The organism is Dactylosporangium cerinum (assembly GCF_042653625.1).
Classification (GTDB): Bacteria; Actinomycetota; Actinomycetes; order Mycobacteriales; family Micromonosporaceae; genus Dactylosporangium; species Dactylosporangium cerinum.
In genome coordinates this window covers 249,452-270,123 of record NZ_JBHSIU010000131.1, presented here as the reverse complement: position 1 = coordinate 270,123, position 20,672 = coordinate 249,452, and the positions used below count along the sequence as shown (strand labels likewise).

Below are 20,672 nucleotides of genomic sequence, written 5' to 3'. Positions count from 1 at the left end.
GCACCACCCTCAGGGGTTCCGGTAGTCACCACTGCCTCCGAGTTCATGGACGCCGCCTCCGTCGCTCCGCCTCATCGAGCGACCGCGAGCCGGAGTAAGCATGCCATGACCCGACAGTAAGCGGGAGTGGGCTCGCGTCGATCCGGCGGTATCGCTGCAAGCGAGCCCACAGCCTCAGTGGTTGCGGTCCAGAAGGTTGTCGAAGTCGCCGTCGCGGGCGCCGGCGATGAAGGCGGCGATCTCGTCGTAGGTGTATATGAGCGCGGGCCCCTCAGGGTCGCGCGAGTTGCGCATCGCGAATCCGGCCCCGTCGGGCAGTGGGGCCAGCTCGACGCAGTTGCCGCTGGGGTTGCTGCGGCGGCTCTTCTGCCAGGGCACGCCCGGCAGTTCGCCGGCCGGCATCCCGTTGTACGTCTGCTCCATGGACATCTCTCTGCAACATGTAGTTGAAAGTTTGCCGAGAATCGGCGTCTGCACGTGCATCGGCTCTTGCGTATGCAGCCGATAACGCGCATGCTAGCGCATGTGCGAATGTGCGGGGACGCTCACAATTTGTGACTGAAACCGGACGTTCGCTCCCAAATGATCGGGTGGCTTCCCCAGCTGCGATCTTGGAGGACGTGCGCATGGACCCTCTTGCCTTCCTGGCCGGTGCGGCCGCGGCGGCTGGAGCGTGCGCGGCTTGGGTCATGCAGCGCCGGGTGACCCAGCTGCAGCGGCAGCTCACCGCGGAGCGGCACGCCGCCAGCCATGACTCGCTGACCGGCCTGCCGAACCGGCGGGCCTTCTATCAGCGCGGCGCCGAGCTCGTCGCGGACGTGCAGGCCTTTCCCCTGGTCGCGGTCGTCCTCGACGTCGACGGCTTCAAACAGATCAACGATGCATACGGTCACTCCGCCGGTGACGAGGTCCTGGTGACGATCGCGCGCCGGTTCTCCGCGTGCGCGGGCCGCGGCATCGTGGCCAGGCTCGGCGGCGACGAGTTCGCCGGTCTCCTCGCCGGGCGGGACGGGGCCCCCGACGAACAGGCCGCCCAGCTCGCCGACCTCCTGGCCGCGCCGATGCGGCTCTGCGGTCAGGTGGTGTCGGTCAGCACGTCGGTCGGGCTCGTCCCGGTCGAGCCCAGCGCGCACCTCGCCGATGCGGTGCACCGGGCCGACGCCGCCATGTACCGGGCCAAGCACCACAGCCAGCGCCGCCGCCCCCACCTGGCGACGCACCAGCACCTCCTGCATGCCTCGCTCCGCATCGCCAAGCCCACCCACCCCACATCGGCGACCTGACAAGGACCCCCGCGATGGACCTCAAAGAGCTCGTCCGCCAGCGCCGCCGCCACCAGCCCCGTCCGAAGAGCTGGCTGGCCGCCAAACTCCACCGCGCCGAGCAGTGCCGGGACTGCCACCAGCCGTGGCCATGCGACCAGTACGTGGCCGCCCGCAACTCCGTGCTCGTCTACGCGCTGCGACGCCTCGAGCTCGCCCGGCCCGGGAGTCTTGGGTGACGATCGCGCACATCCCGGGCCGGCCGACGTGGCTGTGCACGGGGTGCCGCGAGCCGTGGCCCTGCGCCGCGAAGCGGGACCAGCTCGTCGCGGAGCACGGCGACAGCCCCGCCGCGCTGCGCACCATGATGGCGCTGCGGGTCGCCGACGCCGCCGAGGACCTGCGCCACCTCGGCGCCGACCAGCTCTGGGCCCGGTTCCTGGGCTGGCTGCCGGCACCGGGACAGGGTCCCATGATCCGCTGGGTCGCGAACCCGCCGCTCGGCGGGCACCGCACACCCGTGCCGGTCAGGGAGCAGATCGACCCCCGGGGGCCGGCGCTGCGAGTGCCGCCAGCACCGGAAAGTGGTCCGACGCGGACGCAGTCCCGCCGCCGGTCAGCACACGGCACGACGTGAAGTCCCCGGCGACCGCCGGCGACGCCAGGATGTAGTCCAGCCGCGACCGGACGAACTCCCCGCCGCCGAGCGCGGTCGGCACCGTCCAGCCCTCCCCCGTGCCCACCTCGCGGAACACGTCGACGAGTCCGCGGCGGGCGAGCAGCGCCATCGCCCGCGTGTCCGGGCCGCCCCGGCCGAACCAGCGCCGGTGCCGCCGCCCGACCTCGCCGTAGGGCGTCCAGGGGTCGAGGGAGTTGAAGTCCCCCATCAGCACGACCCGCTCCCGCCGGGCCGCGAACGCCGCCAGCCGGTGCGCCTCATACCTGCGGATGAAACCCCAGTACGGGAACAGGTGCGTGCTGATCACCGTCAGCGGGCCGCCGTCGACCTCCAGCTCGACCCACGCCGCGCCGTGATGGAACCGCCCCGGCACCGTGCCCTGCCGCAGGATCCGCAGGTGCCGCGCGACCAGCAGGCCGACCGGCTGCCCGGTCCCCGGCGGCGCCACGTGCAGGCGCATCCCGGTCCGTTGCGCCAGCGGTGGGTCGCCGCGCAGCTCCTGCACCGCGGCCACGTCCGGCGCGGCGGCATCGACGACCGTGCAGACCGCGTCCAGCCGGCCCCCGTTTGCGCCGTTCAGGATGTTGTACGTAAGGAGCGTCAACGACATACATTGCCCGGATGGACGTCCACAACGCTCTCCTCAGTTCCCGCGACGAGACCATCGGCACGCTCGTCGACCTGATCCGCGTACCCAGTGTGGGTGGCACTCAAGCGGAAGGCGAGATCGTGCGGCACGTCGCCGGTCTGCTCGCGGCGGAGGGCGTCGAGACCGACCTGTGGCAGATCCCGGTCGCCGACCTCGCCGCCCGCCCCGACTTCCCCGGTATGGAGGTCGAGCGGACCGAGGCGTGGGGCCTCGTCGCCCGCCTGCCCGGCACCGGCGGTGGCCGGACGCTCATGTTCAACGGTCACCTGGACGTGGTGCCGCCGGGCGACCTGTCGACCTGGTCCGACGACCCGTACTCGGGGCGGATCGAGGACGGCCACGTCTACGGCCGCGGCGCCTGTGACATGAAGGGCGGTTTCGTCGCGGCCCTGGCGGCGCTGCTCGCCCTGCACCGCAGCGGCACCCGCCTGCCGGGCGACCTCCTGCTCGCGGCGGTCGTCGGCGAGGAGGACGGCGGTCTCGGCACGTATGCGACCCTCGACCGCGGCTGGCGCGCCGACGCCTGCGTGATCACCGAGCCGACCGAGCTGAACGTCCTGGCCGCGAACGGCGGCGCGCTCACGTTCCGGCTGCGCGTGCCGGGCCTGGCCGCGCACGCGTGCGCGCGCACCAGCGGGGTCAGCGCGGTGGAGAAGTTCCAGCTCATCTTCCCCGTGCTCCGGGCCCTGGAGGCGTCCCGCAACCGGGTCGTCGACCCCATGATGGCGCGCTGGGACATCGCGTACCCCCTGGAGATCGGCACCGTGCGGGCCGGCGACTGGGCCTCGACGGTCCCCGACCTGCTGGTCGCCGAGGGGCGGTTCGGAGTCGCCCTCGACGAGCCGGTGGAGGAGGCCCGCGCGGCGTTCGAGCGCACGGTCGCGGAGGCCTGCGCCGGCGACCCGTGGCTGAAGGAGCACCCGGTGACGGTCGAGTGGTGGGGCGGGCAGTTCGCCTCCGGCCGCTGCCCCGACGGCACCGACCTGGTCCGGCGGGTGCTCGACGCGGCCGTCGCCACCCACGGTGGTCCGCCGCCGTCGGTCGTCGGCGCGCCGTACGGCTCCGACCTGCGGCTGCTGACCAACATCGGCGGCATCCCGACGGTGCAGTACGGCCCGGGCGTGGGCTACGGGCACTGCCCCGACGAGCGGGTGTCGATCGCGCAGGTCCACGCGTGCTCGGCCACCCTCGTGAACCTGGCGCTGGGTTTTTCGGCGGAAGGCATTGACCAAGAGTTGTAAAGACTGTTAACTAATCACCCAACGGGCGCTGCGACGTTAGGGTGATCGATGCGTATCTCGCGCACGTTCCTGCTGGCCGGGACCGCCGGCGCGGTGATCCTGCTGGCTGCACCCCTGACCGCGGCTGCCGCGTCGGCGTCGCTGACGGCCGTGTTCGCGCAGACGTCGGTGTGGAGCAGCGGATACGGCGCCGAGTTCGCCGTCACCAACCGGGGCGACGCCGCGGCGAGCGGGTGGGTCGTCGAGTTCGACCTGCCGGCCGGCGCGACCGTCAGCAGCTCCTGGGACTCCACCCGCACCAGCGCCGGGCAGCACCACCGGTTCGCCAACGCGTCCTGGAACGGCACCGTCGCGACCGGCGCGACGGTCCGCTTCGGGTTCAACGTCAGCGGCACCGGGACGCCCTTGAACTGCACGGTCAACGGCGCACCGTGTGCCGGCGGCCCGGCCCCGTCGCCGTCCCGCTCCTCGTCCTCGCCTTCGCCTTCCGCTTCCGCTTCCCCGTCGGCTTCCACTTCCCCTTCGCCGTCCCCGTCGACGCCGCCGACGAGCGGGTCCACTGTGGATGTCTCAACGGCGGCGCAGCTGCAGGCCGCCCTGGCGGGTGCCCGGCCCGGCCAGACGATCCGGCTGGCGCCGGGGGTCTACGACGGCTCGTTCATCGGCACCACCCCGGGCACCGCCGCCGCGCCGATCACGGTCACCGGGCCCCGCACCGCGGTCCTGACCAACCCCACCAGCGCCGGCAGCGGCCCGTCGTGCCCCACCCCGACGCCCGGCTGGGACCCCGGCTACGGGTTCTGGCTCGCCGGCGCGCCCTACTGGAACCTCACCGGCTTCACCGTCGCCGACGCCAAGAAGGGCGTCGTCCTCGACAACTCGCCGCACGTGACGATCGACGGCCTGTACGTGCACCACATCGGCGACGAGGGCGTCCACTTCAGACGGTCCTCATCGGACGGTGTGATCCGCAACTCGACGGTCGAGTACACCGGCACGGCGCAGCCCGCGTACGGCGAGGGCGTCTACCTCGGCTCCGCGAACTCGAACTGGGCCTGCCACGGCAACAGCGACGGCGTCGACCGCTCCGACCGGGTGCAGGTGCTGAACAACCGCATCGGCCCGTACGTGGCGGCGGAGCACATCGACGTCAAGGAAGGCACCGTCGGCGGCGTCATCCGCGGCAACACCTTCGACGGTCGCGGCATCGCCGGCCAGAACTCCGCCGACTCCTGGGTCGACGTGAAGGGCACCGGCTACCTGATCCAGGGCAACACCGGCACGTTCGCCGCGCCGGGGACCTTCGCCAACGGGTACGAGACGCACAACCCCGTCGCCGGCTCGGGCTGCGGCAACGTGTGGCGGGACAACGTGTCCGACCTCGGCGGGGTGGGCCGCTACGCGGTCAACGTGACGTCGACGTCCAAATGCGCCGGCAACCTCAACGTCGTCTATACCTCCAACAGCGTCACGAACGCCACCGGAGGATTGACGAACATCAGTCCCACGAACGGCTGACCGATCGGTCGATGGTATATACCGATGATATGAATATAGTGATGGATATGACTGGCGTACCGTTACGTGAACCGACGTTCCTCGTGCTGACCGCCCTCGCGGCCGAACCGCAGCACGGCTACAGCGTCCTGGAGGACGTGCGGCGAATCTCCGACAACCGCGTCCGTCTGCAGGCCGGCACGCTCTACGGCATCCTCGACCGGCTCCGGGTCGACGGGCTGATCGAGGTGGACCGGGAGGAGGTCGTGGCGTCGCGGTTGCGGCGCTACTACCGGCTCACCGTCCCCGGGCGTGACCTGCTCAGCGCGGAGACAGACCGGTTGCACCGCAATGCCGCTGCCGCCGATCGCCGGCTGCGGCAGCTCCGCCTCGCCACCGACACCGCTGCCTGACGGCCGGCCGCACCGCCTCAGCTCCCACTGATCCGCAGCAGCGACTCCCGGAGCCGGGCCAGCTCATCCACCCCGAGCAGCGCCGCGAAGTCGCCGTCGACCGCCGCCATCGCCGCCGGCGCATCGGCGAGGAACGCCGCACCCCGCCCGGTCAGCGCCACGATCACCGCCCGCTGGTCGCTCGGGTCCGGCCGGCTGGAGACGTACCCGGTCGCCTCGAGCTCCTTGACCAGGCGGCCCGCCATCTGCCGGGTCATGCCCGCCTTCGCCGCCAGGTCCGTGATCCGCGTGCCCTGCGGATCCAGGTTCGTGAGGACCGGCACGTGCCCGAGGCGGATCTCCCCGTGCCCGCCGGCCTGCAGCTTCGCCAGGGACGCCGCCTGGGCCCGCCGGTGCGCGTGCAGCAGCAGGCGGCCGAGCGGCATCGCCCGGAGCTCGTCGGGCGTGAGATCGGACATACGAAACCCCGTTTACAAAGTACGAAACCTGGTTTAGTTTTAGCGGCACCGAGACGGAATGAGAGGACAAGCATGAGTATCGTCCGTGCGGCCGACGCGCCGCGATTCGAGCTCGACGGCTCCCAGTTCACGGTGTTCGCGGGGCCCAGCAACGGCTCCCGGCAGGTCTGCGCGTGGCGGCTGACCGTCGCCGCCGGCCACGAGTCGATGCCGCACAGCATCGACCGCGACGAGGTGTTCATGGTGCTGTCGGGGCAGCTGCGGGTCACGCCCGGCGGCGAGGTGCTCGGCGCCGGCGACTCGGTCGTCGTGCCGGCCGGCGAGCCGATCGAGGTGCACAACCCGGGCGCCGGGCCCGCCGAGGTGCACGTCACCGTCCCCGCCGGTTTCACCGCCTACCGCGCCGACGGCAGCGTGTTCGGCACCCCGCCCTGGGCGGCGTAACGCGCGGGGGTGACCCCGACGTGCCGGACGAAGTGCCGGTGCAGGTGTGACTGGTCGTGGAACCCGACCTCCGCGGCCACGTCGGCCGGGCGGCGGCCGTCCAGCAGCAGCCGGCGGGCCTGCTCGACCCGGCGGCCCACCAGGTACCGGTGCGGCGGCAGGCCGAACGTCGCGGTGAACGACCGCACCAGGTGCCCGGGATGGCACTGCAGCAGCGCGCCGGCCTCCTGCAGCGTGATGCCCTCCCGGGTCCGCACGTCGAGGAGGTCCCGCAGCTCACCGGCGAGCCCTCTCGACAGCGCCGCCGGCGCGGCGAGCCGGCCGAAGTGGCCGCGCAGGCGGTCCCGGATCAACGCGAGGCGGCTCTCCGCCTCCAGCTCGTCCCCGGGCGCGTCCAGGGCGAGGTGCAGCTGATGGATGCGCTGCCGCAGCAGCGGGTCGTCGACCCCGGGACGATCCACGGCGGCGCCGGCGAGTCCCGCGTCCAGGACGCTCGTGTCGAGATAGAGCACCCGCTTGCGGAAGCCGTCGCCGGTCGCCGCCCGGCCGTCGTGGGCGACGTTCGGCGGCAGCAGGGTCACCGACGAGCCGGCCGCGCCACGGTGGTGCCGGTCCAGGTCGAAGCGGATCGCGCCCTCGTCGACGATGAGCAGCGTCCACGCGTCGTGGACGTGCGGCGGATAGGCGTGGTCCACGAAATGCGCGTGGAACACCTCGGCGATGCCGGGCACCCTGGGCCGCCATGCGGTGACGAGCTCCATGTGCACAACGTACAAGACCGCCCAGGTCAGGACCGGCACGCTGGGGCCATGACGTTCCCCACGAAGATCGCCGTGCTGCTGCGGGACGACCTGGCGACCTGGCAGCGCCTCAACGTGACCGCGTTCGTCGTCAGCGGCATCGCCGGCACGGCACCGCAGCTGCTCGGCGAGGACTACGTCGACGCAGACGGCACCCGGTACCTGCCGATGTTCGGCCAGCCCGTCATGGTCTTCGAGGGCGACGCGGCGACCCTCGCGGCCGCGCACCGCCGCGCCGTGGAACGTTCGGTCGCGTGTGCAACGTTCACGGAGGAGCTGTTCAAGACCGGCAACGACGAGGACAACCGGGCCGCCGTCCGCGCCGTCCACCAGGCAGATCTCCGGGTCGTCGGGATCGCCGTGCACGGGCCGAAGAACGCCGTGGACCGGATCCTGAAAGGAGCGCGCCTGCATCGCTAGGCTCCGCCGCCATGGAGCTCCTACTCGCCGATCGTGTCACCGTCGCGTTCGAGGGGCCCGGCGCCGGCAGCGGACCGCTGTCATGGGGCCAGATCGAGAGCTGGAACGCGGTGCGCACCCTCGGGCACTGGATGCCGATCGGTGGCGCGCTGCCGCTGCGGCCCGGCACCACCGTCGAGGACGTGGCCGGCGAACTGCGCCACCACCTGAGCCGCCACCCGACGCTGCGCACGCTCCTGCGGATCCCGGCCGGCGGTGGCACTCCCACGCAGGAGGTCCATGCTTCCGGTGTCTCGCTGCTGGAGGTGTACGACACGAGCGGCGCCGACCCGTCCGACGTTGCCGAGGCCCTCGCGGGGCGGTACCGCGACACGGACCTCGACTTCACGGTGGAGTACCCGATCCGGATGGCGGTCGTCCTGCGCGACGGCGTGCCCAGCCACGTCGTTGCCCTGATCTCCCACTTCGCCGCCGATGGCGCCGGCGCCCAGGCGATGCTCCGCGACGTCGCCGCGCGGTCCTCGGCACCCGTTGCCGGGCGGCAGCCGCTGGAGCAGGCGCAGTGGCAGGCGTCGCCCGCGGGGCGGCGGCAGAACGAGTCCGCGCTCCGGCACTTCGAGGGCATCCTGCGCACCATGCCACCGGCCCGGTTCCGCGCCCCGGCCGGACCCGAACGACCCCGGTTCTGGCGGGCCGGTTTCGACTCGGCCGCGCTGCCGCTCGCGCTGCGGGCGTTGACCGCCCGGACCGGCGCCGACCCTTCGGCCGTGCTCCTCGCCGTGTTCGCCATGGCCGTGCACGCGACGTGCGGCATCGACCCCGTCGTCGTGCGACCCCTGGTGAGCAACCGCTTCCGGCCCGGGCTGGCCGACGTGGTCTGCACCGCCGTGCAGGCCGGCCTGTGCCGGGTGCCGGTCGCCGGCCTGGACTTCGACGACGTCCTGCCGCAGGCCCGGCGCGCCGCGACGACCGCGTACAAGCTGGCGTACTTCGACCAGCGCGACCTGTTCGCCCTCGTCGACCGGGTCGGCGCCGAGCGCGGGGAGCGCCTGGAGATCGGCTGCTTCCTCAACGACCGCCGCGACCCGTCCGCCGGCGGCCCGGAGCCGACCGCCGGCGAGATCGAGGCGACGCTGTCACGGTCGGCGTTCGGCTGGGTGGTCCGGCGGGCGGCGCCCGGGTTCGAGCCGATGATCCTCGACGTCGAGGACACCGCGACCGGGCTGCGCTGCACCGCGCACACCGACACCGCGCACATCTCCCCCGCCGACACCGAGGCGCTGCTGCGTCACCTCGAGCGCATCGCTGTCGCCTGCGCGGTCACGGCGTCAGCTGTTCGATCTGGGTGAGGGCCCACAGCGCCGCCTCGTCCAGCGGCGGCACCGGCCGCGTCGTCGTGACGGGCCCGCCGGTCGCAAGGAAGTTGCCGGCGGACACCTGGACGTGGACGCCGTCAGGACGATACGTGTCGACCGTGAGCAGGACCGCGCCCCCGCCGTAGTCGACCCTGGACCGGTGGACGACGGTGCCGTCCTGCTGTTCCTCCCGCACACAGGTGGCCGTCTCCTCGTCCCGGATGCAGGCACGTTCGGCCGACGCGGGCTCGCGCGAGACCCGGACCTCGACCCGGGCCGGGCCGGCGCCGTCGACCACCACGATCGCCGCGACGAGCACCTCACCGTCAGGGCGGAACGAGAACCCCGGCTCGCAGGTGACCGCGTCCAGCAGCGTCGCACCCGGCAGCGCCTGCCGCAGCGGGGCGTCGAGCGCCATCGTCAGTGGCGCCGCCCCCACGACGTGGAGCCTCGCCCTGGCCTGCGCCATCACCTCGTCGTCCGACGGTTCGGAGGCCCCGTCGCCGGCCGGCGGCGCGCACGCCGCGAGCCGCGCGGCGCTGTCGTCGCCGGCACCGCCGCCGGTGAGCGGCACCGCCACGGCGAGCGCGAGCCCCGCCACCACCGCGGTCACGAACGCCCGGGTGCGGAGCCGGTGCCGGTGCGCCCGCCGCACGACGGCGTCGAGGTCCACGGGCGACGGCGGCAGCGGAGGGTCGAGCTCGCGCAGGGCATCGGTCAGCTGGTCCACGGTGACTCCTCCTGAACGGAAATGCGTTCCCGCAACGTGTCGAGGGCCCGCGCCGCCTGGCTCTTGACCGTGCCGGGGCTGCACCCGAGTTCCCGCGCGGTCTCCTCGACGGACAGGTCGCAGCAGTACCGCAGCACGACCACGGCACGGCGGCGGGCCGGCAGCTCGTCGAGCAGCGCCAGCAGCGACACCCGTTCGTCGACGGCGTCGCTGCCGCCCGAAATCGGCGCGGGCTCCGGCAGCGCGGCGAGGGTGCGTTCGCGGCGCCATGGGCGGCGGCGCTCGTTGAGCATCGTGCGCACCAGAACCTGCCGGACGTAGCCGTCGACGTTGTCCGCCGCCGACACCTTCGGCCAGTGCAGCAGCAGCCGGACCAGGGACGCGGACAGCACGTCGTCGGCCGTGTGCCAGTCACCGCACAGCAGGTACGCGACCCGGCGCAGCGCCGGCAGCCGGCCGGTCACGTACTCGCGGTATCCCTCGACATCCGTTGCCACAACCACCTGACACCGCGGGCACCGCGGGGGGTTGCCTGGTTTGTCAGTGTTCCTGGTCGCGCAGCAGCTCGGCGAACTCGGGATAGGACAGGTCCGACTTCGGCAGGATGCCGGCCGCGACCATGGCGGGACCGAGTTCCCGCCGCACCTCGGGGTCGGCGCACTCCAGGCCGAACTGGATGACCTCGGCGACGACCTCGGTGGTGCCGGCGCGGAAGATGGTGCCGCTGTCGACCTGGTACAGCCACGCGTCGAACCGCGCCTCGGCGCCGTCGACGACCCGCCACAGGGTGCAGAACCCGCGGAAGCTGGCCTCGTCGTGGTCGTCGTCGGCGAGCCGGGCCTCGGCGTCGAGGTCCTCGCCGTCGTACAACCGGCCGGCGGCCCGCAGCTGCTCGCGCTCGATCGGGCTCAGCCCGCCGGCGTCGATGATCTCCCGTTCGTCCACGAATCGGCTCGCCACGGCGCACAGCTAACCGCACTTCCTCGTGATCCGGAAGACCTAGCCCACCCAGAGGTGCACAGGGTCTTCCGGATCATGGGAAGAGGGGCGCGTTGAAGCGTTCGGGCCGCAGCCCGTCGCCGTCGGACCGCCAGCTGCTGAGGGAGCAGTTGCCCAGTGCCGTGGCGTGCGCGAGCTCCGTCAGGCTTGCCTCGTCGAGGCCTTCCACCAGGTATCGCACGAGCATGATGACCGCTTCGTGGCCGAACAGGACGACCCGGCCGCCGGGGTGCTCGGACCGCACGTCGCCGAGCAGTGACCGCAGCCGCAGCAGCACGTCGGCCCAGGACTCGCCGCCGGGTGGCCGGTAGTAGAACCTGCCGAGCCGGCGGCGCCTGGCCGCCTCCTGCGGCAGCCGGGCCTCGACGCCGCGCGTGGTGAGCAGGTCGATGACGCCGAGCTCGCGGTCGCGGAGGCGCTCGTCGAACACGGCCGGGATGCCCGTCCCGGCGAGGGCCAGTTCCGCGGTCTGCCGGGTCCGCAGGTATGGCGAGACGACCGCCACGTGCGGCCGCTCCCCGGTGGGCAGCCCGGCGATCCACCGGCCGGCGGCCGCCGCCTGCTCGCGGCCGAGGTCGGACAGCGGCACGTCGGCGTCGCGCTCCGGGATGGCGATCTCCTCCAGTCCATCCTGCTCGGCTTGTTGTGCAAGCACATTTCCGGTCGACTGCCCGTGCCGGATGACGCCGAGCCACTGGAGTTCCGCCATTGCGTACCTTTGCCCCGGTTGGATTCCCTTCACACAACGACTCTGGCAAGATCGGTGCCTCAGTCTCCGGGGGGGTTGGGCAGCGATGCTGGCGAATACGGTGTTCACGCTGGGTGTCGTGCTCGTGGTCGCCGGGGTCGCCGGATGGGTCGTCGCCGGCATCCTCAGCCGCGCCGGCGCCGGCGGCCCCCGCGGGCGCGGCCCGCAGCCAGGCGAGATCTGGTGGGCGACCGTGCCCTACCGCGACGGCGAGGGTGAGAAGCGCCGCCCCGCGCTCGTGCTGGGCGGTGACGGGCGCTCGTACACCATCCTGAAGATCACCAGCCAGGACAAGAGCCAGCGGCACGACCACCTCGAGATCCCCACCCGCACCTGGGACCGCCGCGCCACCTACAACAGCTTCCTCGATCTCTCGGCCCCCTTCCAGCTCAACCGCCTCGACTTCGCCAACCGCGCCGGCGTCGTCGACCCGGCGACCTGGCAGCGGGTCGCGCAGCTGCACCGGGTCGGCCTGCCCGTCGTGGGATCGTCGTTGCCGCGCGGACGGCTCGTCGCCTGGCTCGGCACCCTGTCGTTCGTGCTCGGGGTGCTCGCCACCTGCGCCGGTATCGCCGGACCGTGGCTCAACGGCGTCCGCAAGGACGCGGAGGCCGCCGCGACCGCCGACGTCCCGCTGTACGACGCCGACCGCACCGCCGCCGACCAGGGCGGGTCGGGCCGCCCGTACGACAGCACCCTCAACGGCGTGCACTTCGCCAACTCGACCGGCTTCTGGGTCGGCTGCGAGGGCAAGGCGTCGGTGGTGACGTTCGCGCTGGACGGCAAGTTCAAGCGCTTCACCGGCACCGCAGGGCTGGACGCCGTCGCCCCGAAGGACGTCGTGGTGAAGCTCGTCGTCGAGGTCGACGGCAAGGACGCGGCGACGGTGTCGGTGAGCCGGACCGCCTCGGCCCCGCTCGACGTCGACCTCACCTCGGCCCGCACGTTGACCCTGTCGGCGCTGCGCACCAAGGGCACCTGCGCCACCGCCACCCGCCCGTACGGCGCCGTCGGCGACGCCCTGCTGCACCGCGCCTGACCCCTCAGGTCTTCGCGGCGTCCCGCACGGGCACCTGCAGGACCATGAGCAGGTCGGCGTGCTCGACCGGGCGGAGCTGGAACATCTCCAGCTCGAGCCGGCCCATCTCGGGGTGCTCGAGCTCGACCGTCGCCGGCCGGAACTGGCGGATGGGGTGCTCCGCCCACCACTGCCGGAACTCCGCGCTGGCCTCGGTCAGCGCCGCCACCATGATCGCGAATCGCGGGTCGCCGGGGCGCTGGCCGGCGGCGGCCCGGAACTGGCTGAGCACCGCGCGCGCGGCCGGTTCCCAGCGGACCATGCGGGCACGGTTCTCCACGTCGGTGAACATCATCCACAGGAGATTGCGCCTGTCGTCGGGCAGCGCCGCGGGGTCGTTCCGGAGGCGCACGTAGGGCGTGTTCCACACCACGTAGTCGAGGTGCAGGTCATAGATCGACGCGGCGTTCGGGGCGGCCGCGTCGACCAGCCGCTGCAGCCGGGGAAGCACCGCACCGACGGACGTCTCGCCCGGCGCCGTGGCGAGACCGGCCAGGCCGCGCAGGTGGCGGCGTTCGTCGGGGTCGAGGCGCAACGCCCGGGCCAGCGCGTCGACCACCTGCTCCGACGCCGCGATGTTCCGGCCCTGTTCCAGCCAGGTGTACCAGGTGACGCTGACCCCACAGAGCCGGGCGACCTCTTCGCGCCGCAGGCCAGGAGTGCGGCGCCGGCCGGGCTGGTCGTCCTCCGGCAGTCCCAGATCGGCCGGCCGCAGCCGCGCCCGCCGGGCACGCAGGAACGCGGCCAGCTCGGCACGGCGTGCCGACTGCGGGGTCTCGCGGCCGTTCGTCACGCCGAGCTGACTCCAGTCCGCAGTGGACGGTGAACAGACCGCAGGCTAGCAGTATCAGTGCCAGGACCGGAGGGGTCAGGTCTCACTATCCTGCCGATGACGGCCATGATCCTCCGGGCCCGGAGACGTAGGAGCTTCGCATGCCAGATCACAAGGGACCGGTCCTGGTCATCGGCGCCACCGGCCAGCAGGGTGGTGCGACCGCGCGGCAGCTGCTCGACCGTGGCCGGAGCGTCCACGCGCTGGTGCGCGACGCCGATTCGCCCGCCGCCAGGGCGCTGCAGCTGGCGGGGGCCGGCCTTGTCGTCGGTGACCTCGATGATCCGGTGTCGCTCCGGACGGCGATGGAGGGCGTGCACGGGGTCTTCCTGGTGCTGACCATGATGGTCGGTCCGAGGATCAGCCTCGAAGGCGTGGTGGCGGAGGAACGGCGCGGCAAGACGGTGGCCGATCTCGCCCGGGATGCCGGCGTCGAGCATCTCGTGTACAGCTCGCTCAACGGCGCGGGCGCCCGGTCGGGCATCCCCTACTACGAGAGCAAGGCACGGATCGAGGAGCACATCCACGCGACCGGGCTCCGGGCGACCGTGCTGCGTCCCGTCTCCTTCATGGACAACTTCGCCACATACAACCGCCCGGTCCTGGAGGACGGCGAGCTGGTGGTCAACCTCGCCGTCCGGCCGGAGCTGCCGATGCAGCTGATCTCGGTCCGCGACATCGGTGCGTTCGCGGCGATCGCGTTCGACCGGCCCGACCAGTTCGTCGGCCGGACCGTCGAGATCGCCGGGGACGTCCTGACTCCGCCGGAGATCGCCGAGACCTTCGGCCGGGTCTGCGGCCTGCCGGCCCGGTTCCGCCAGACGCCCATCGAACGGATCCGCGCCTTCGACGAGCAACTGGCCCAGATGTTCGCGTTCTTCAACGAGCACCCCTCCGAGCTGTCGGACCTCTCCCAGCTGCGGGCGGACCATTCCGGCCTGATGCGGCTGGAGACCTGGCTCCGCGAGACCGGCTGGAAACCCTGAGCACAGAAAGTGGGCAGACATGACCGACGGACTGCTGGTGCCACCCGGTGGCGGCCGCAGGATCCAGACCATGACCCTGAAGGCGGGCGCCGACCAGTCGAAGATCTGGTCGACGTTCGAGGCGGAGGTGCCGCCGGGCTTCGACGTCGGGGCGCACCTGCACAACCAGGCCGAGGAGGTGTTCTATGTCCTCGAAGGCGAGCTCGACCTGCTCGCCTTCCAACCGGCCGCCCCGGTCGGCGGCGACTGGCGCACCTGGGAGTCGGAGACCGGGGCCACGGTGTTCCGGGGTGGGCCGGGAAGTTTCATGTTCGTGCCCGCCGGATGCCCGCACGCGTTCTTCAACCCAGGGTCCGAGCCGGCCCGGATGCTCTTCCTCGTGTCACCGTCCGGCCACGAGCTCTACCTGCAGGAGCTCAGTGAGCTGCTGGCCACCCCGGGGCCACCGGACCAGGCCGAGATCGCGGCACTGCGGCTTCGCCACGACATCCACCAGGTCACACCCCTCGTGAACCGCCGCGGCGGCCCGGATCCTCAGCGCAAACCGGCGTAGCGACGCGCCGTCGGCCGGGGTGACATCGCGTGTGAGATCGATGGTGAACGCTAGCTGATCTCCCTGGAGCGAATAGGTTCCGAACTACACCCGGGGTTCTTTCCGGTTGTAGACAACCGTTTCGCCTTGTCCAGGTTCCTGGAAAGCCCTTGCTTGAACGGGGCTGGGTCGGACGTTGGCCCGCAGGATGCACAGCTGAGTCCTGGACCTACCGTGGGAGCACGTTCTGTCCTCAGTTCGCCGCCTCGTTGCGGTCTCAATAGTCCTGTCCGCTGTCGTACTTCCCGCACCACCCGCGGTCGCCGCCACGGCGCCGGCCGAGGCCGACATACCGCAACAGGTCGCCGCCCGGACGCCGGTGCTGCGGGCCGAGCGGTTCTTTGAACGGCGCACGCCGCCGGTCCGGCCGGTCACCGAGGTCAAGCTGACCGCCGTGAAGGACACGGTCCAGAAGACAACCGACCCGAAGGCCACGAAACCGAAGGCCACGAAGCCCAAGACGACGACCAAGCCGAAGAAGCCCGCGGCGCCGCAGACGCAGACGCCGGTCGTCGCCGGGTCGGTGAGCGCCGTTCTGGCGTACGCGAAGGCCCAACTGGGCAAGCCCTACGTATGGGCCGCTGCCGGGCCGAACGGGTTCGACTGCTCGGGGCTGGTCGTGGCCAGCTATGCCCGGGCCGGTATCAAACTCCCGCACCAGACCGGCGGCCTGATCGGCCGTGGACGGTCGGTGTCCCGCGCGCAACTGCAGCCGGGAGACCTGGTGTTTCCCAGTTCCGGGCACGTCGGGATCTACCTGGGTGACGGCATGATGATCCATGCCCCGCACCCGGGGGATCATGTCCGGATCGCCAAGGTCTACGCGTTCTACGCCGGGCGCCGCATCATCGGGTGACCCGCTGTCGCGCCGGTGATCGCCGGTGCGTCGCGACGACGTGCATCGCCGCCGCCCGCTATGTTGCTGACATGTCGGAAATGCCGGATATCAGGCTGTACCGGGTGCATCGGCGGGCGGCGGTGGTGGATTTCGAGGGTACGGCGGCGCCCGGCCTGTGCGCCGGGTACCTGCACCGTAAGGCCGGCGGGCGGGTCGCGTACGGCACGGGCGGCTGGCTGGTGTGCGAGGCGGGCCGGATCAGCCACCGCTGAGCGGGAGGGCGCCGCCGACCACAGCGGCGGCGGGCGCCGGGGCCGGGCGGTGCACGCACCAGAGCGAGAACGCGGTCAGACCCAGCGCGATGCCGAACGCGGCCAGGTGGATCCACGGGGTCGCGATCGGCACGAAGCCGATCACGGCCACCGGCAGCTGCACCACCGCCACGAGCCCCAGCAGCAGCCTCCTGCGGGCGCCGCCCCAGAGATACGCCGTCCACAGTGGAGCGGTCACGACGGCGAGCGTCAGACCGTCGAGCACGAGGTGCAGCCAGCGGTCGTGGACGGCGTTGTGCGCGAACGCCGACGCCGGGGAGGCGACGAACAGCAGACCCGTCGCGGCGACGAGAACACCGAGTGCACGTCGCATGGCGACCTCCAAGGCCGATGCCGTTGCACGTCACGCTACGGGCGGCCGGTCCAAGACCGTAACAGCGAGTCGCGTGAATGAATGCTTGCGATGGACACGCGACACGGATACTCTTCTTACATGACTATACAACTCCGGTCGCCGAGCTACTTCGTGCTCGCCTCGCTGCTGGACGGGGCGCTGCACGGCTACGTCATCATCAAGCGGGTCGAGGCGCTGTCCGACGGCGCGGTGCGGCTGGCCGCCGGATCGCTGTATGCGGTGCTGGACCGGCTCGCCGACGCCGGGCTGGTCGAGGTGGTCAACGAGGAGATCGTCAACGGGCGGGCCCGGCGCTACTACGCGCTCACCACCGACGGTGGCACGGCACTGCAGGACGAGGCGACCCGGCTCGCGGCCGCCGCGAAGGTCGTCACCAACGCGACGGCCCGGCGCCGCGCCATCAGCACGGCGGTGAGCCCCGCATGAGCGACGAGACGGTCCTCGCCCGGCGATACCGGGCGCTGCTGCGGGCCTACCCGAAGGCGTGGCGGGCGGAGCGCGGCGACGAGCTGCTCGGCACGCTGCTCGACGCCGCCGAGCCGGACCGCCGCCGGCCCAACCTCCGCGAGTCGGTGAGCATCCTCGCGCAGGGGACGCGGGAGCGGTTCGGCCTGCGGCGGCGGCGCGCACCCGGCGAGGTGTGGTCCGAGGCGCTGCGCATCGGCGTGCTGGTCCTGCTGGGCCAGACGGTCGCCTCGACGCTCCTGTCCATCCTGGAGTTGTTCACGATGGACGCGGTGATGCCGGTCGCGAACATCGCCCGCTACGGCGCCGGGGTCGCGTTCGGGATCGCCGCGATGGTGGCCCTGGTCCTCGGGCAGACCGTGGTCACGACCGTCCTGACCGGACTGTGGATCGCGGCGCCGGTCATGCACGGCGAGCTGCCGTGGCAGCTCGTCACCGCGTTCGCGGTGCTCGCCGGGCTGAGCCTCGCGGACCGGACCCCCGGGCGGCGGCGCACCTCCGCGGTCTGGCTGGTCGTCGTGCCGCTCGTGCTGCTGCTGGGGTTCGGCTTCAACCAGATGGTCGGGGGCTACTTCTACCCCGCGAGCGCGCTGCTGTATCCGTTCGCGCTGCTGCTGGCGCTCACCGCCGGGGTGACCGTCGACCCGCGGCTGCCGATCGCCGTCGCCTGCCTGACGGTCGCGATGATGCTGAACGCCACGCTGCACATCCCGTCGCTGTTCGGCGGCGGCAGCATCAACGGGGTGTCGCCGGTGGAGCTGCGGCCGCAGACGGCGGTGTTCGGCGCGATCGCCGTGGTGCTGCTCACGATCGGGCACCTGCGGGCCCGGCGACTCGCCCGGATCTGATTCACCGGGTCCTATGCTTGCCGGATGAGTGCGGAGCACCGCCTGGCGAGGGCCCGGGAGCTGTACGAGCGGAGCGTCTTCGGCGACGACCACGAGGCGCTGCCCGCCGCCGACCGCGAGCTCGACGCGGTCGAGGCGGACCTGCACCTGGCCCGGGGCAGGGTCGTGCACGCCCGGTTCCTGCGGGACCGCGTCGAGGACCCGCAGGAGCTGCCGCTGTTCTCCCGGGCCGCCCAGCTCTACCAGCAGCTGGGCGACGCCCGGGGTGAGGGCGAGGCGCTGTTCTGGATCGGCTGCTTCCACCAGGTGGTCCGCCAGGACGACGACGCGGCGGTGCCGGCACTGCAGCGGGCCAGGACCCTCGCGGGCGCCGCCGGCGACCGGCTGACCCTGTCCTACGTGCTGCGCCACCTGGGCATCTCCGCGCACCTGGCGGGCCGCCTCGACGAGGCCAGGGACCACCTGCTCGCCTCGGCGCGGCTGCGGGAGGAGCTCGGTCATCAGGCCGGCGTCGCGGCGAACCTCGTCGGCCTGGCCTACGTGGCCGCCGCCGACGGCCGCCCGGACGAGGTCCCGGACCTGCTTGACCGGGCGGCCCGGCTCGCCGAGGAGCACGGCGCGGCCGGTGTCGCACGCCAGGTCGGTGAGGCACGCCGGGCGCTCGGCTACGATCGCGCCTCATGAGCATGATCACGCAGTACGCGCGGTTGCGCGACGGCGACCTGGCCGATCTGCGGGACCTGCTGCGGACCGACCACTTCGCCGCCAACGACCAGATCACCGACCGGCCGCACATCGACATCGACAAGGCGTGGGGCGGCCTGGAGTTCCTGCTCGCGCAGGTGGACGCGCCCGTCGACGTGATCAGCGGCGGGGTGCCGATCACCGACGAGCAGTGGGGCTACGACTCGCCGCGGGTGCTCACCCCGGACGAGGTGGCGACCGCCGCCGCGTTCCTCGACACGACCCCGTTCGGGTCCCTCGCCGCGCACTACGAGCCGGCCGCGCTCATCGCCGACGACGTGTATCCGAAGATCTGGCACGACCCGACCTCGCTGGACTACCTGCGGCAGTCCTACGAGGCCCTGGCCGCGTTCTTCCACGCCGCCGCGGCGGAGGGCGACAGCGTCCTCATCTGGGTCAGCTGACGCCCCCGCCGGGTCAGGCCGAAGCCTTGGCCCCGCCGAACCACTTCAGGCGCAGCGCGCGCAGCAGCAGGCCAGGACTGGCCAGGGCGTTGGGGTGGTCCAGCATCGTGGTGACGCGGTTGAGCCGCTGGCTGGTCTTGTCGTCGGTCATGGACGCCTTGAGGATGACCTCGCTGGCCCACTTGATGACCTTGTAGCCGCGGGGCTGGCCGCTGGTGATGTGCGGCAGGCCGAGGTCGGCGAACGTCGAGACCTGCCAGGCGGCGTCGACGACGACCCGGACCCGCTCGAAGTAGCCGCGGGCCGGTTCGGTGGCGACGTCGGGCCCGGTGCGCAGCCACTCCGACAGACAGGACGCGTGCAGCGTCGCCGACGTCATGCCCTGCCCGTAGACGGGGTTGAACGAGGCGACCGCGTCGCCGGCCGCGACGATCCCGGTGGGCAGCCGGTCGAGCTGGTCGAAGTCCCGGCGGCGGCTGTCGGCCTGGTGGTAGGTGATGACGTTGCCGATCATCGTGCCGCGCTCGGCGATGTCGCCGAACATCTGCGGGAAGTACTGGCGGCAGCGCTTCGCGAAATCGTCGACCTCCCGGCTGGGCCGGTCGTCGTCGTATCCGGCGACGAGCACGATCCAGCGGTCACCCTCCACGGAGCTGACCCCGCCGATGCGGGCGATGCGGTCCTTGGCCGGGGTGGTCTGCGAGATCGCGATCCAGGTGTCGCTGACCGCGGGGTCGCGCTGGAACAGCGCCGAGGCGTAGTTGAGCTTGATGGGCATGCGCTGCATCGGGGCCCGGGGCCAGCCGCGCTGCTCGAGCCAGTCGTTGAGCGAGCTCGCGCGGCCCATCGCGTCGACGACGAGGTCCGCCTCGAGCTCCACCGGCTCGCCGTCGCCGGTCGGCACGTACCGGGCGCCGACCACACCACCGTCGGGACCGTCGGCGAACAGGAGGCCCTCGGCCCGCCCGTACACCATCCGGACCTTGGGGTTCTCCAGGACCCGCAGGCGGACCTGGGCCTCCAGGAACGGCCGGGTGGTGATGAGGATCGGCTTCTCCGGCGGCGGCTCGGTGGTGGTCCGCAGCTCGTCGTTGATGAAGATCTTCGCGTCGGTGCGGCCCTCGTCCGGCGCTCCGGCCGCGACCGCGCGCTCGGTGAAGTCGGGCCACCAGCGGTCCAGCTGCACCTGCCCGGCGGGCAGCAGCGCGTGGACCTGGCTGCCCTGCGGCACCCCGGGCCGCGGCCCGGCGGTGACGTCCGTGTCGTCCCGCTCGATGATGACGACCTCGTCGGCGTGGTCGCTGAGGACCCTGGCGGCCATCAGGCCGGCCATGCTGCCGCCGAGGACCACCGCTCGCCGCATGAGGACCTTCGCGTCCGTCGGCGGGTGCGGCGTGTTGATCTCCGCGAAACGCTGCGCTGCTGTCGGTGTCACCGGTCTCCCTGTCTCCTGCCTCGGCGGCCTTCGGCCGTGAAGCCCGCCCCCGCCACACTCGAAACCCA

29 protein-coding genes are annotated in these 20,672 nt (G+C 72.2%); 18 read left to right on the top strand and 11 right to left on the bottom strand.

The annotated features are described in order from the left end of the window. Positions 1–174 precede the first annotated feature (174 nt). On the bottom strand, positions 175–423 hold the full coding sequence (locus ACFPIJ_RS63325; protein ID WP_380129228.1) for a DUF397 domain-containing protein: 249 nt from the start codon (positions 421–423) through the stop codon (positions 175–177). A 203-nt stretch (positions 424–626) separates the two neighbouring features. On the opposite strand from ACFPIJ_RS63325, the gene ACFPIJ_RS63320 reads away from it, so the two are divergent. From ACFPIJ_RS63320 to ACFPIJ_RS63310, 3 genes are read left to right on the top strand one after another with little or no spacing between them, the layout of a single operon-like run. Further along, entirely contained in the window at positions 627–1,283 is a 657-nt protein-coding gene (locus ACFPIJ_RS63320) for a GGDEF domain-containing protein (RefSeq protein WP_380129227.1), read from the top strand. Positions 1,284–1,297: 14 nt separating this feature from the next. After that, complete coding sequence (locus ACFPIJ_RS63315; RefSeq protein WP_344502625.1) at positions 1,298–1,501, top strand: hypothetical protein; 204 nt, start codon at positions 1,298–1,300, stop codon at positions 1,499–1,501. Next, a complete protein-coding gene (locus ACFPIJ_RS63310) occupies positions 1,498–1,899 on the top strand; it encodes a hypothetical protein (RefSeq protein WP_380129226.1) in 402 nt (133 codons plus the stop codon). Before ACFPIJ_RS63315 ends, ACFPIJ_RS63310 begins: the two co-directional genes overlap by 4 nt. Here ACFPIJ_RS63310 and ACFPIJ_RS63305 read toward each other — a convergent pair. Then, positions 1,790–2,545, bottom strand: coding sequence for an endonuclease/exonuclease/phosphatase family protein (locus tag ACFPIJ_RS63305; protein ID WP_380129225.1), 756 nt, complete (start codon positions 2,543–2,545; stop codon positions 1,790–1,792). The two genes, ACFPIJ_RS63310 and ACFPIJ_RS63305, sit on opposite strands and share 110 nt — an antisense overlap. A gap of 17 nt (positions 2,546–2,562) precedes the next feature. Here ACFPIJ_RS63305 and ACFPIJ_RS63300 point away from each other — a divergent pair, with 17 nt between their 5' ends. Genes ACFPIJ_RS63300 through ACFPIJ_RS63290 form a run of 3 tightly spaced genes read left to right on the top strand, consistent with a single transcriptional unit; the run spans position 2,563 to position 5,741 of the window. Further along, entirely contained in the window at positions 2,563–3,831 is a 1,269-nt protein-coding gene (locus ACFPIJ_RS63300; RefSeq protein ID WP_380129224.1) for an ArgE/DapE family deacylase, read from the top strand. 48 nt (positions 3,832–3,879) lie between these two features. Beyond that, on the top strand, positions 3,880–5,349 hold the full coding sequence (locus tag ACFPIJ_RS63295) for a cellulose binding domain-containing protein (RefSeq protein WP_380129223.1): 1,470 nt from the start codon (positions 3,880–3,882) through the stop codon (positions 5,347–5,349). 47 nt (positions 5,350–5,396) lie between these two features. After that, positions 5,397–5,741 (top strand): PadR family transcriptional regulator, encoded by a 345-nt coding sequence (locus ACFPIJ_RS63290; protein ID WP_203851183.1) that lies wholly within the window; start codon positions 5,397–5,399, stop codon positions 5,739–5,741. Between the two features lie 17 nt (positions 5,742–5,758). Here ACFPIJ_RS63290 and ACFPIJ_RS63285 read toward each other — a convergent pair whose 3' ends face one another. Next, on the bottom strand, positions 5,759–6,199 hold the full coding sequence (locus tag ACFPIJ_RS63285; RefSeq protein ID WP_380129222.1) for a MarR family winged helix-turn-helix transcriptional regulator: 441 nt from the start codon (positions 6,197–6,199) through the stop codon (positions 5,759–5,761). A 72-nt stretch (positions 6,200–6,271) separates the two neighbouring features. On the opposite strand from ACFPIJ_RS63285, the gene ACFPIJ_RS63280 reads away from it, so the two are divergent. Further along, positions 6,272–6,643, top strand: coding sequence for a cupin domain-containing protein (locus ACFPIJ_RS63280; protein WP_380129221.1), 372 nt, complete (start codon positions 6,272–6,274; stop codon positions 6,641–6,643). Here the strand turns inward: ACFPIJ_RS63280 and ACFPIJ_RS63275 are convergent. Beyond that, positions 6,595–7,404 (bottom strand): helix-turn-helix domain-containing protein, encoded by an 810-nt coding sequence (locus tag ACFPIJ_RS63275; RefSeq protein ID WP_380129220.1) that lies wholly within the window; start codon positions 7,402–7,404, stop codon positions 6,595–6,597. The two genes, ACFPIJ_RS63280 and ACFPIJ_RS63275, sit on opposite strands and share 49 nt — an antisense overlap. A 48-nt stretch (positions 7,405–7,452) precedes the next feature. On the opposite strand from ACFPIJ_RS63275, the gene ACFPIJ_RS63270 reads away from it, so the two are divergent. Then, a complete protein-coding gene (locus tag ACFPIJ_RS63270; RefSeq protein WP_380129219.1) occupies positions 7,453–7,863 on the top strand; it encodes a DUF2000 family protein in 411 nt (136 codons plus the stop codon). Between the two features lie 11 nt (positions 7,864–7,874). After that, complete coding sequence (locus ACFPIJ_RS63265; RefSeq protein ID WP_380129218.1) at positions 7,875–9,212, top strand: condensation domain-containing protein; 1,338 nt, start codon at positions 7,875–7,877, stop codon at positions 9,210–9,212. Here ACFPIJ_RS63265 and ACFPIJ_RS63260 read toward each other — a convergent pair. The 4 genes from ACFPIJ_RS63260 to ACFPIJ_RS63245 form a co-directional block, all read right to left on the bottom strand. Next, positions 9,184–9,948, bottom strand: coding sequence for a hypothetical protein (locus ACFPIJ_RS63260; protein WP_380129217.1), 765 nt, complete (start codon positions 9,946–9,948; stop codon positions 9,184–9,186). The genes ACFPIJ_RS63265 and ACFPIJ_RS63260 overlap by 29 nt on opposite strands. Further along, on the bottom strand, positions 9,936–10,445 hold the full coding sequence (locus ACFPIJ_RS63255) for a SigE family RNA polymerase sigma factor (protein ID WP_380129216.1): 510 nt from the start codon (positions 10,443–10,445) through the stop codon (positions 9,936–9,938). The genes ACFPIJ_RS63260 and ACFPIJ_RS63255 overlap by 13 nt, the downstream gene beginning before the upstream one ends. 43 nt (positions 10,446–10,488) lie before the next feature. After that, entirely contained in the window at positions 10,489–10,908 is a 420-nt protein-coding gene (locus ACFPIJ_RS63250) for a hypothetical protein (protein WP_380129215.1), read from the bottom strand. A gap of 73 nt (positions 10,909–10,981) precedes the next feature. Beyond that, a complete protein-coding gene (locus ACFPIJ_RS63245; protein ID WP_380129214.1) occupies positions 10,982–11,656 on the bottom strand; it encodes a histidine phosphatase family protein in 675 nt (224 codons plus the stop codon). Between the two features lie 85 nt (positions 11,657–11,741). Here ACFPIJ_RS63245 and ACFPIJ_RS63240 point away from each other — a divergent pair, with 85 nt between their 5' ends. Beyond that, the gene (locus ACFPIJ_RS63240) at positions 11,742–12,734 is read left to right on the top strand and encodes an NPCBM/NEW2 domain-containing protein (protein ID WP_380129213.1); all 993 of its coding nucleotides are present in this window, start codon (positions 11,742–11,744) and stop codon (positions 12,732–12,734) included. Positions 12,735–12,738: 4 nt separating this feature from the next. Here the strand turns inward: ACFPIJ_RS63240 and ACFPIJ_RS63235 are convergent, their stop codons facing one another. Then, on the bottom strand, positions 12,739–13,566 hold the full coding sequence (locus ACFPIJ_RS63235) for a helix-turn-helix transcriptional regulator (RefSeq protein ID WP_380129212.1): 828 nt from the start codon (positions 13,564–13,566) through the stop codon (positions 12,739–12,741). Positions 13,567–13,706: 140 nt separating this feature from the next. Here ACFPIJ_RS63235 and ACFPIJ_RS63230 point away from each other — a divergent pair, with 140 nt between their 5' ends. From ACFPIJ_RS63230 to ACFPIJ_RS63215, 4 genes are all read left to right on the top strand, one after another. Beyond that, positions 13,707–14,591 carry an NmrA/HSCARG family protein gene (locus ACFPIJ_RS63230; RefSeq protein ID WP_380129211.1) on the top strand — a complete coding sequence of 295 codons (885 nt, stop codon included), beginning with the start codon at positions 13,707–13,709 and terminating at the stop codon, positions 14,589–14,591. 19 nt (positions 14,592–14,610) lie between these two features. Then, the gene (locus ACFPIJ_RS63225; protein ID WP_380129210.1) at positions 14,611–15,144 is read left to right on the top strand and encodes a cupin domain-containing protein; all 534 of its coding nucleotides are present in this window, start codon (positions 14,611–14,613) and stop codon (positions 15,142–15,144) included. 433 nt (positions 15,145–15,577) lie between these two features. Then, positions 15,578–16,039: a C40 family peptidase gene (locus tag ACFPIJ_RS63220; protein ID WP_380129209.1), complete on the top strand. Its 462-nt coding sequence runs from the start codon at positions 15,578–15,580 to the stop codon at positions 16,037–16,039. A gap of 71 nt (positions 16,040–16,110) precedes the next feature. Further along, a complete protein-coding gene (locus ACFPIJ_RS63215) occupies positions 16,111–16,293 on the top strand; it encodes a hypothetical protein (RefSeq protein WP_380129208.1) in 183 nt (60 codons plus the stop codon). Here the strand turns inward: ACFPIJ_RS63215 and ACFPIJ_RS63210 are convergent. Continuing rightward, positions 16,280–16,666 carry a hypothetical protein gene (locus ACFPIJ_RS63210; RefSeq protein ID WP_380129207.1) on the bottom strand — a complete coding sequence of 129 codons (387 nt, stop codon included), beginning with the start codon at positions 16,664–16,666 and terminating at the stop codon, positions 16,280–16,282. The genes ACFPIJ_RS63215 and ACFPIJ_RS63210 overlap by 14 nt on opposite strands. A 120-nt stretch (positions 16,667–16,786) precedes the next feature. Here ACFPIJ_RS63210 and ACFPIJ_RS63205 point away from each other — a divergent pair, with 120 nt between their 5' ends. Genes ACFPIJ_RS63205 through ACFPIJ_RS63190 form a run of 4 tightly spaced genes read left to right on the top strand, consistent with a single transcriptional unit; the run spans position 16,787 to position 19,169 of the window. After that, entirely contained in the window at positions 16,787–17,134 is a 348-nt protein-coding gene (locus tag ACFPIJ_RS63205) for a PadR family transcriptional regulator (RefSeq protein ID WP_380129206.1), read from the top strand. Continuing rightward, on the top strand, positions 17,131–18,021 hold the full coding sequence (locus tag ACFPIJ_RS63200) for a hypothetical protein (RefSeq protein WP_380129205.1): 891 nt from the start codon (positions 17,131–17,133) through the stop codon (positions 18,019–18,021). The genes ACFPIJ_RS63205 and ACFPIJ_RS63200 overlap by 4 nt, the downstream gene beginning before the upstream one ends. 24 nt (positions 18,022–18,045) lie before the next feature. Continuing rightward, a complete protein-coding gene (locus ACFPIJ_RS63195; protein ID WP_380129204.1) occupies positions 18,046–18,705 on the top strand; it encodes a tetratricopeptide repeat protein in 660 nt (219 codons plus the stop codon). Continuing rightward, positions 18,702–19,169 carry a DUF1877 family protein gene (locus ACFPIJ_RS63190; protein WP_380129203.1) on the top strand — a complete coding sequence of 156 codons (468 nt, stop codon included), beginning with the start codon at positions 18,702–18,704 and terminating at the stop codon, positions 19,167–19,169. Before ACFPIJ_RS63195 ends, ACFPIJ_RS63190 begins: the two co-directional genes overlap by 4 nt. 13 nt (positions 19,170–19,182) lie before the next feature. On the opposite strand, the gene ACFPIJ_RS63185 is transcribed toward ACFPIJ_RS63190, so the two are convergent. After that, positions 19,183–20,604: an FAD-dependent oxidoreductase gene (locus ACFPIJ_RS63185; protein ID WP_380129202.1), complete on the bottom strand. Its 1,422-nt coding sequence runs from the start codon at positions 20,602–20,604 to the stop codon at positions 19,183–19,185. Positions 20,605–20,672 lie beyond the last annotated feature (68 nt).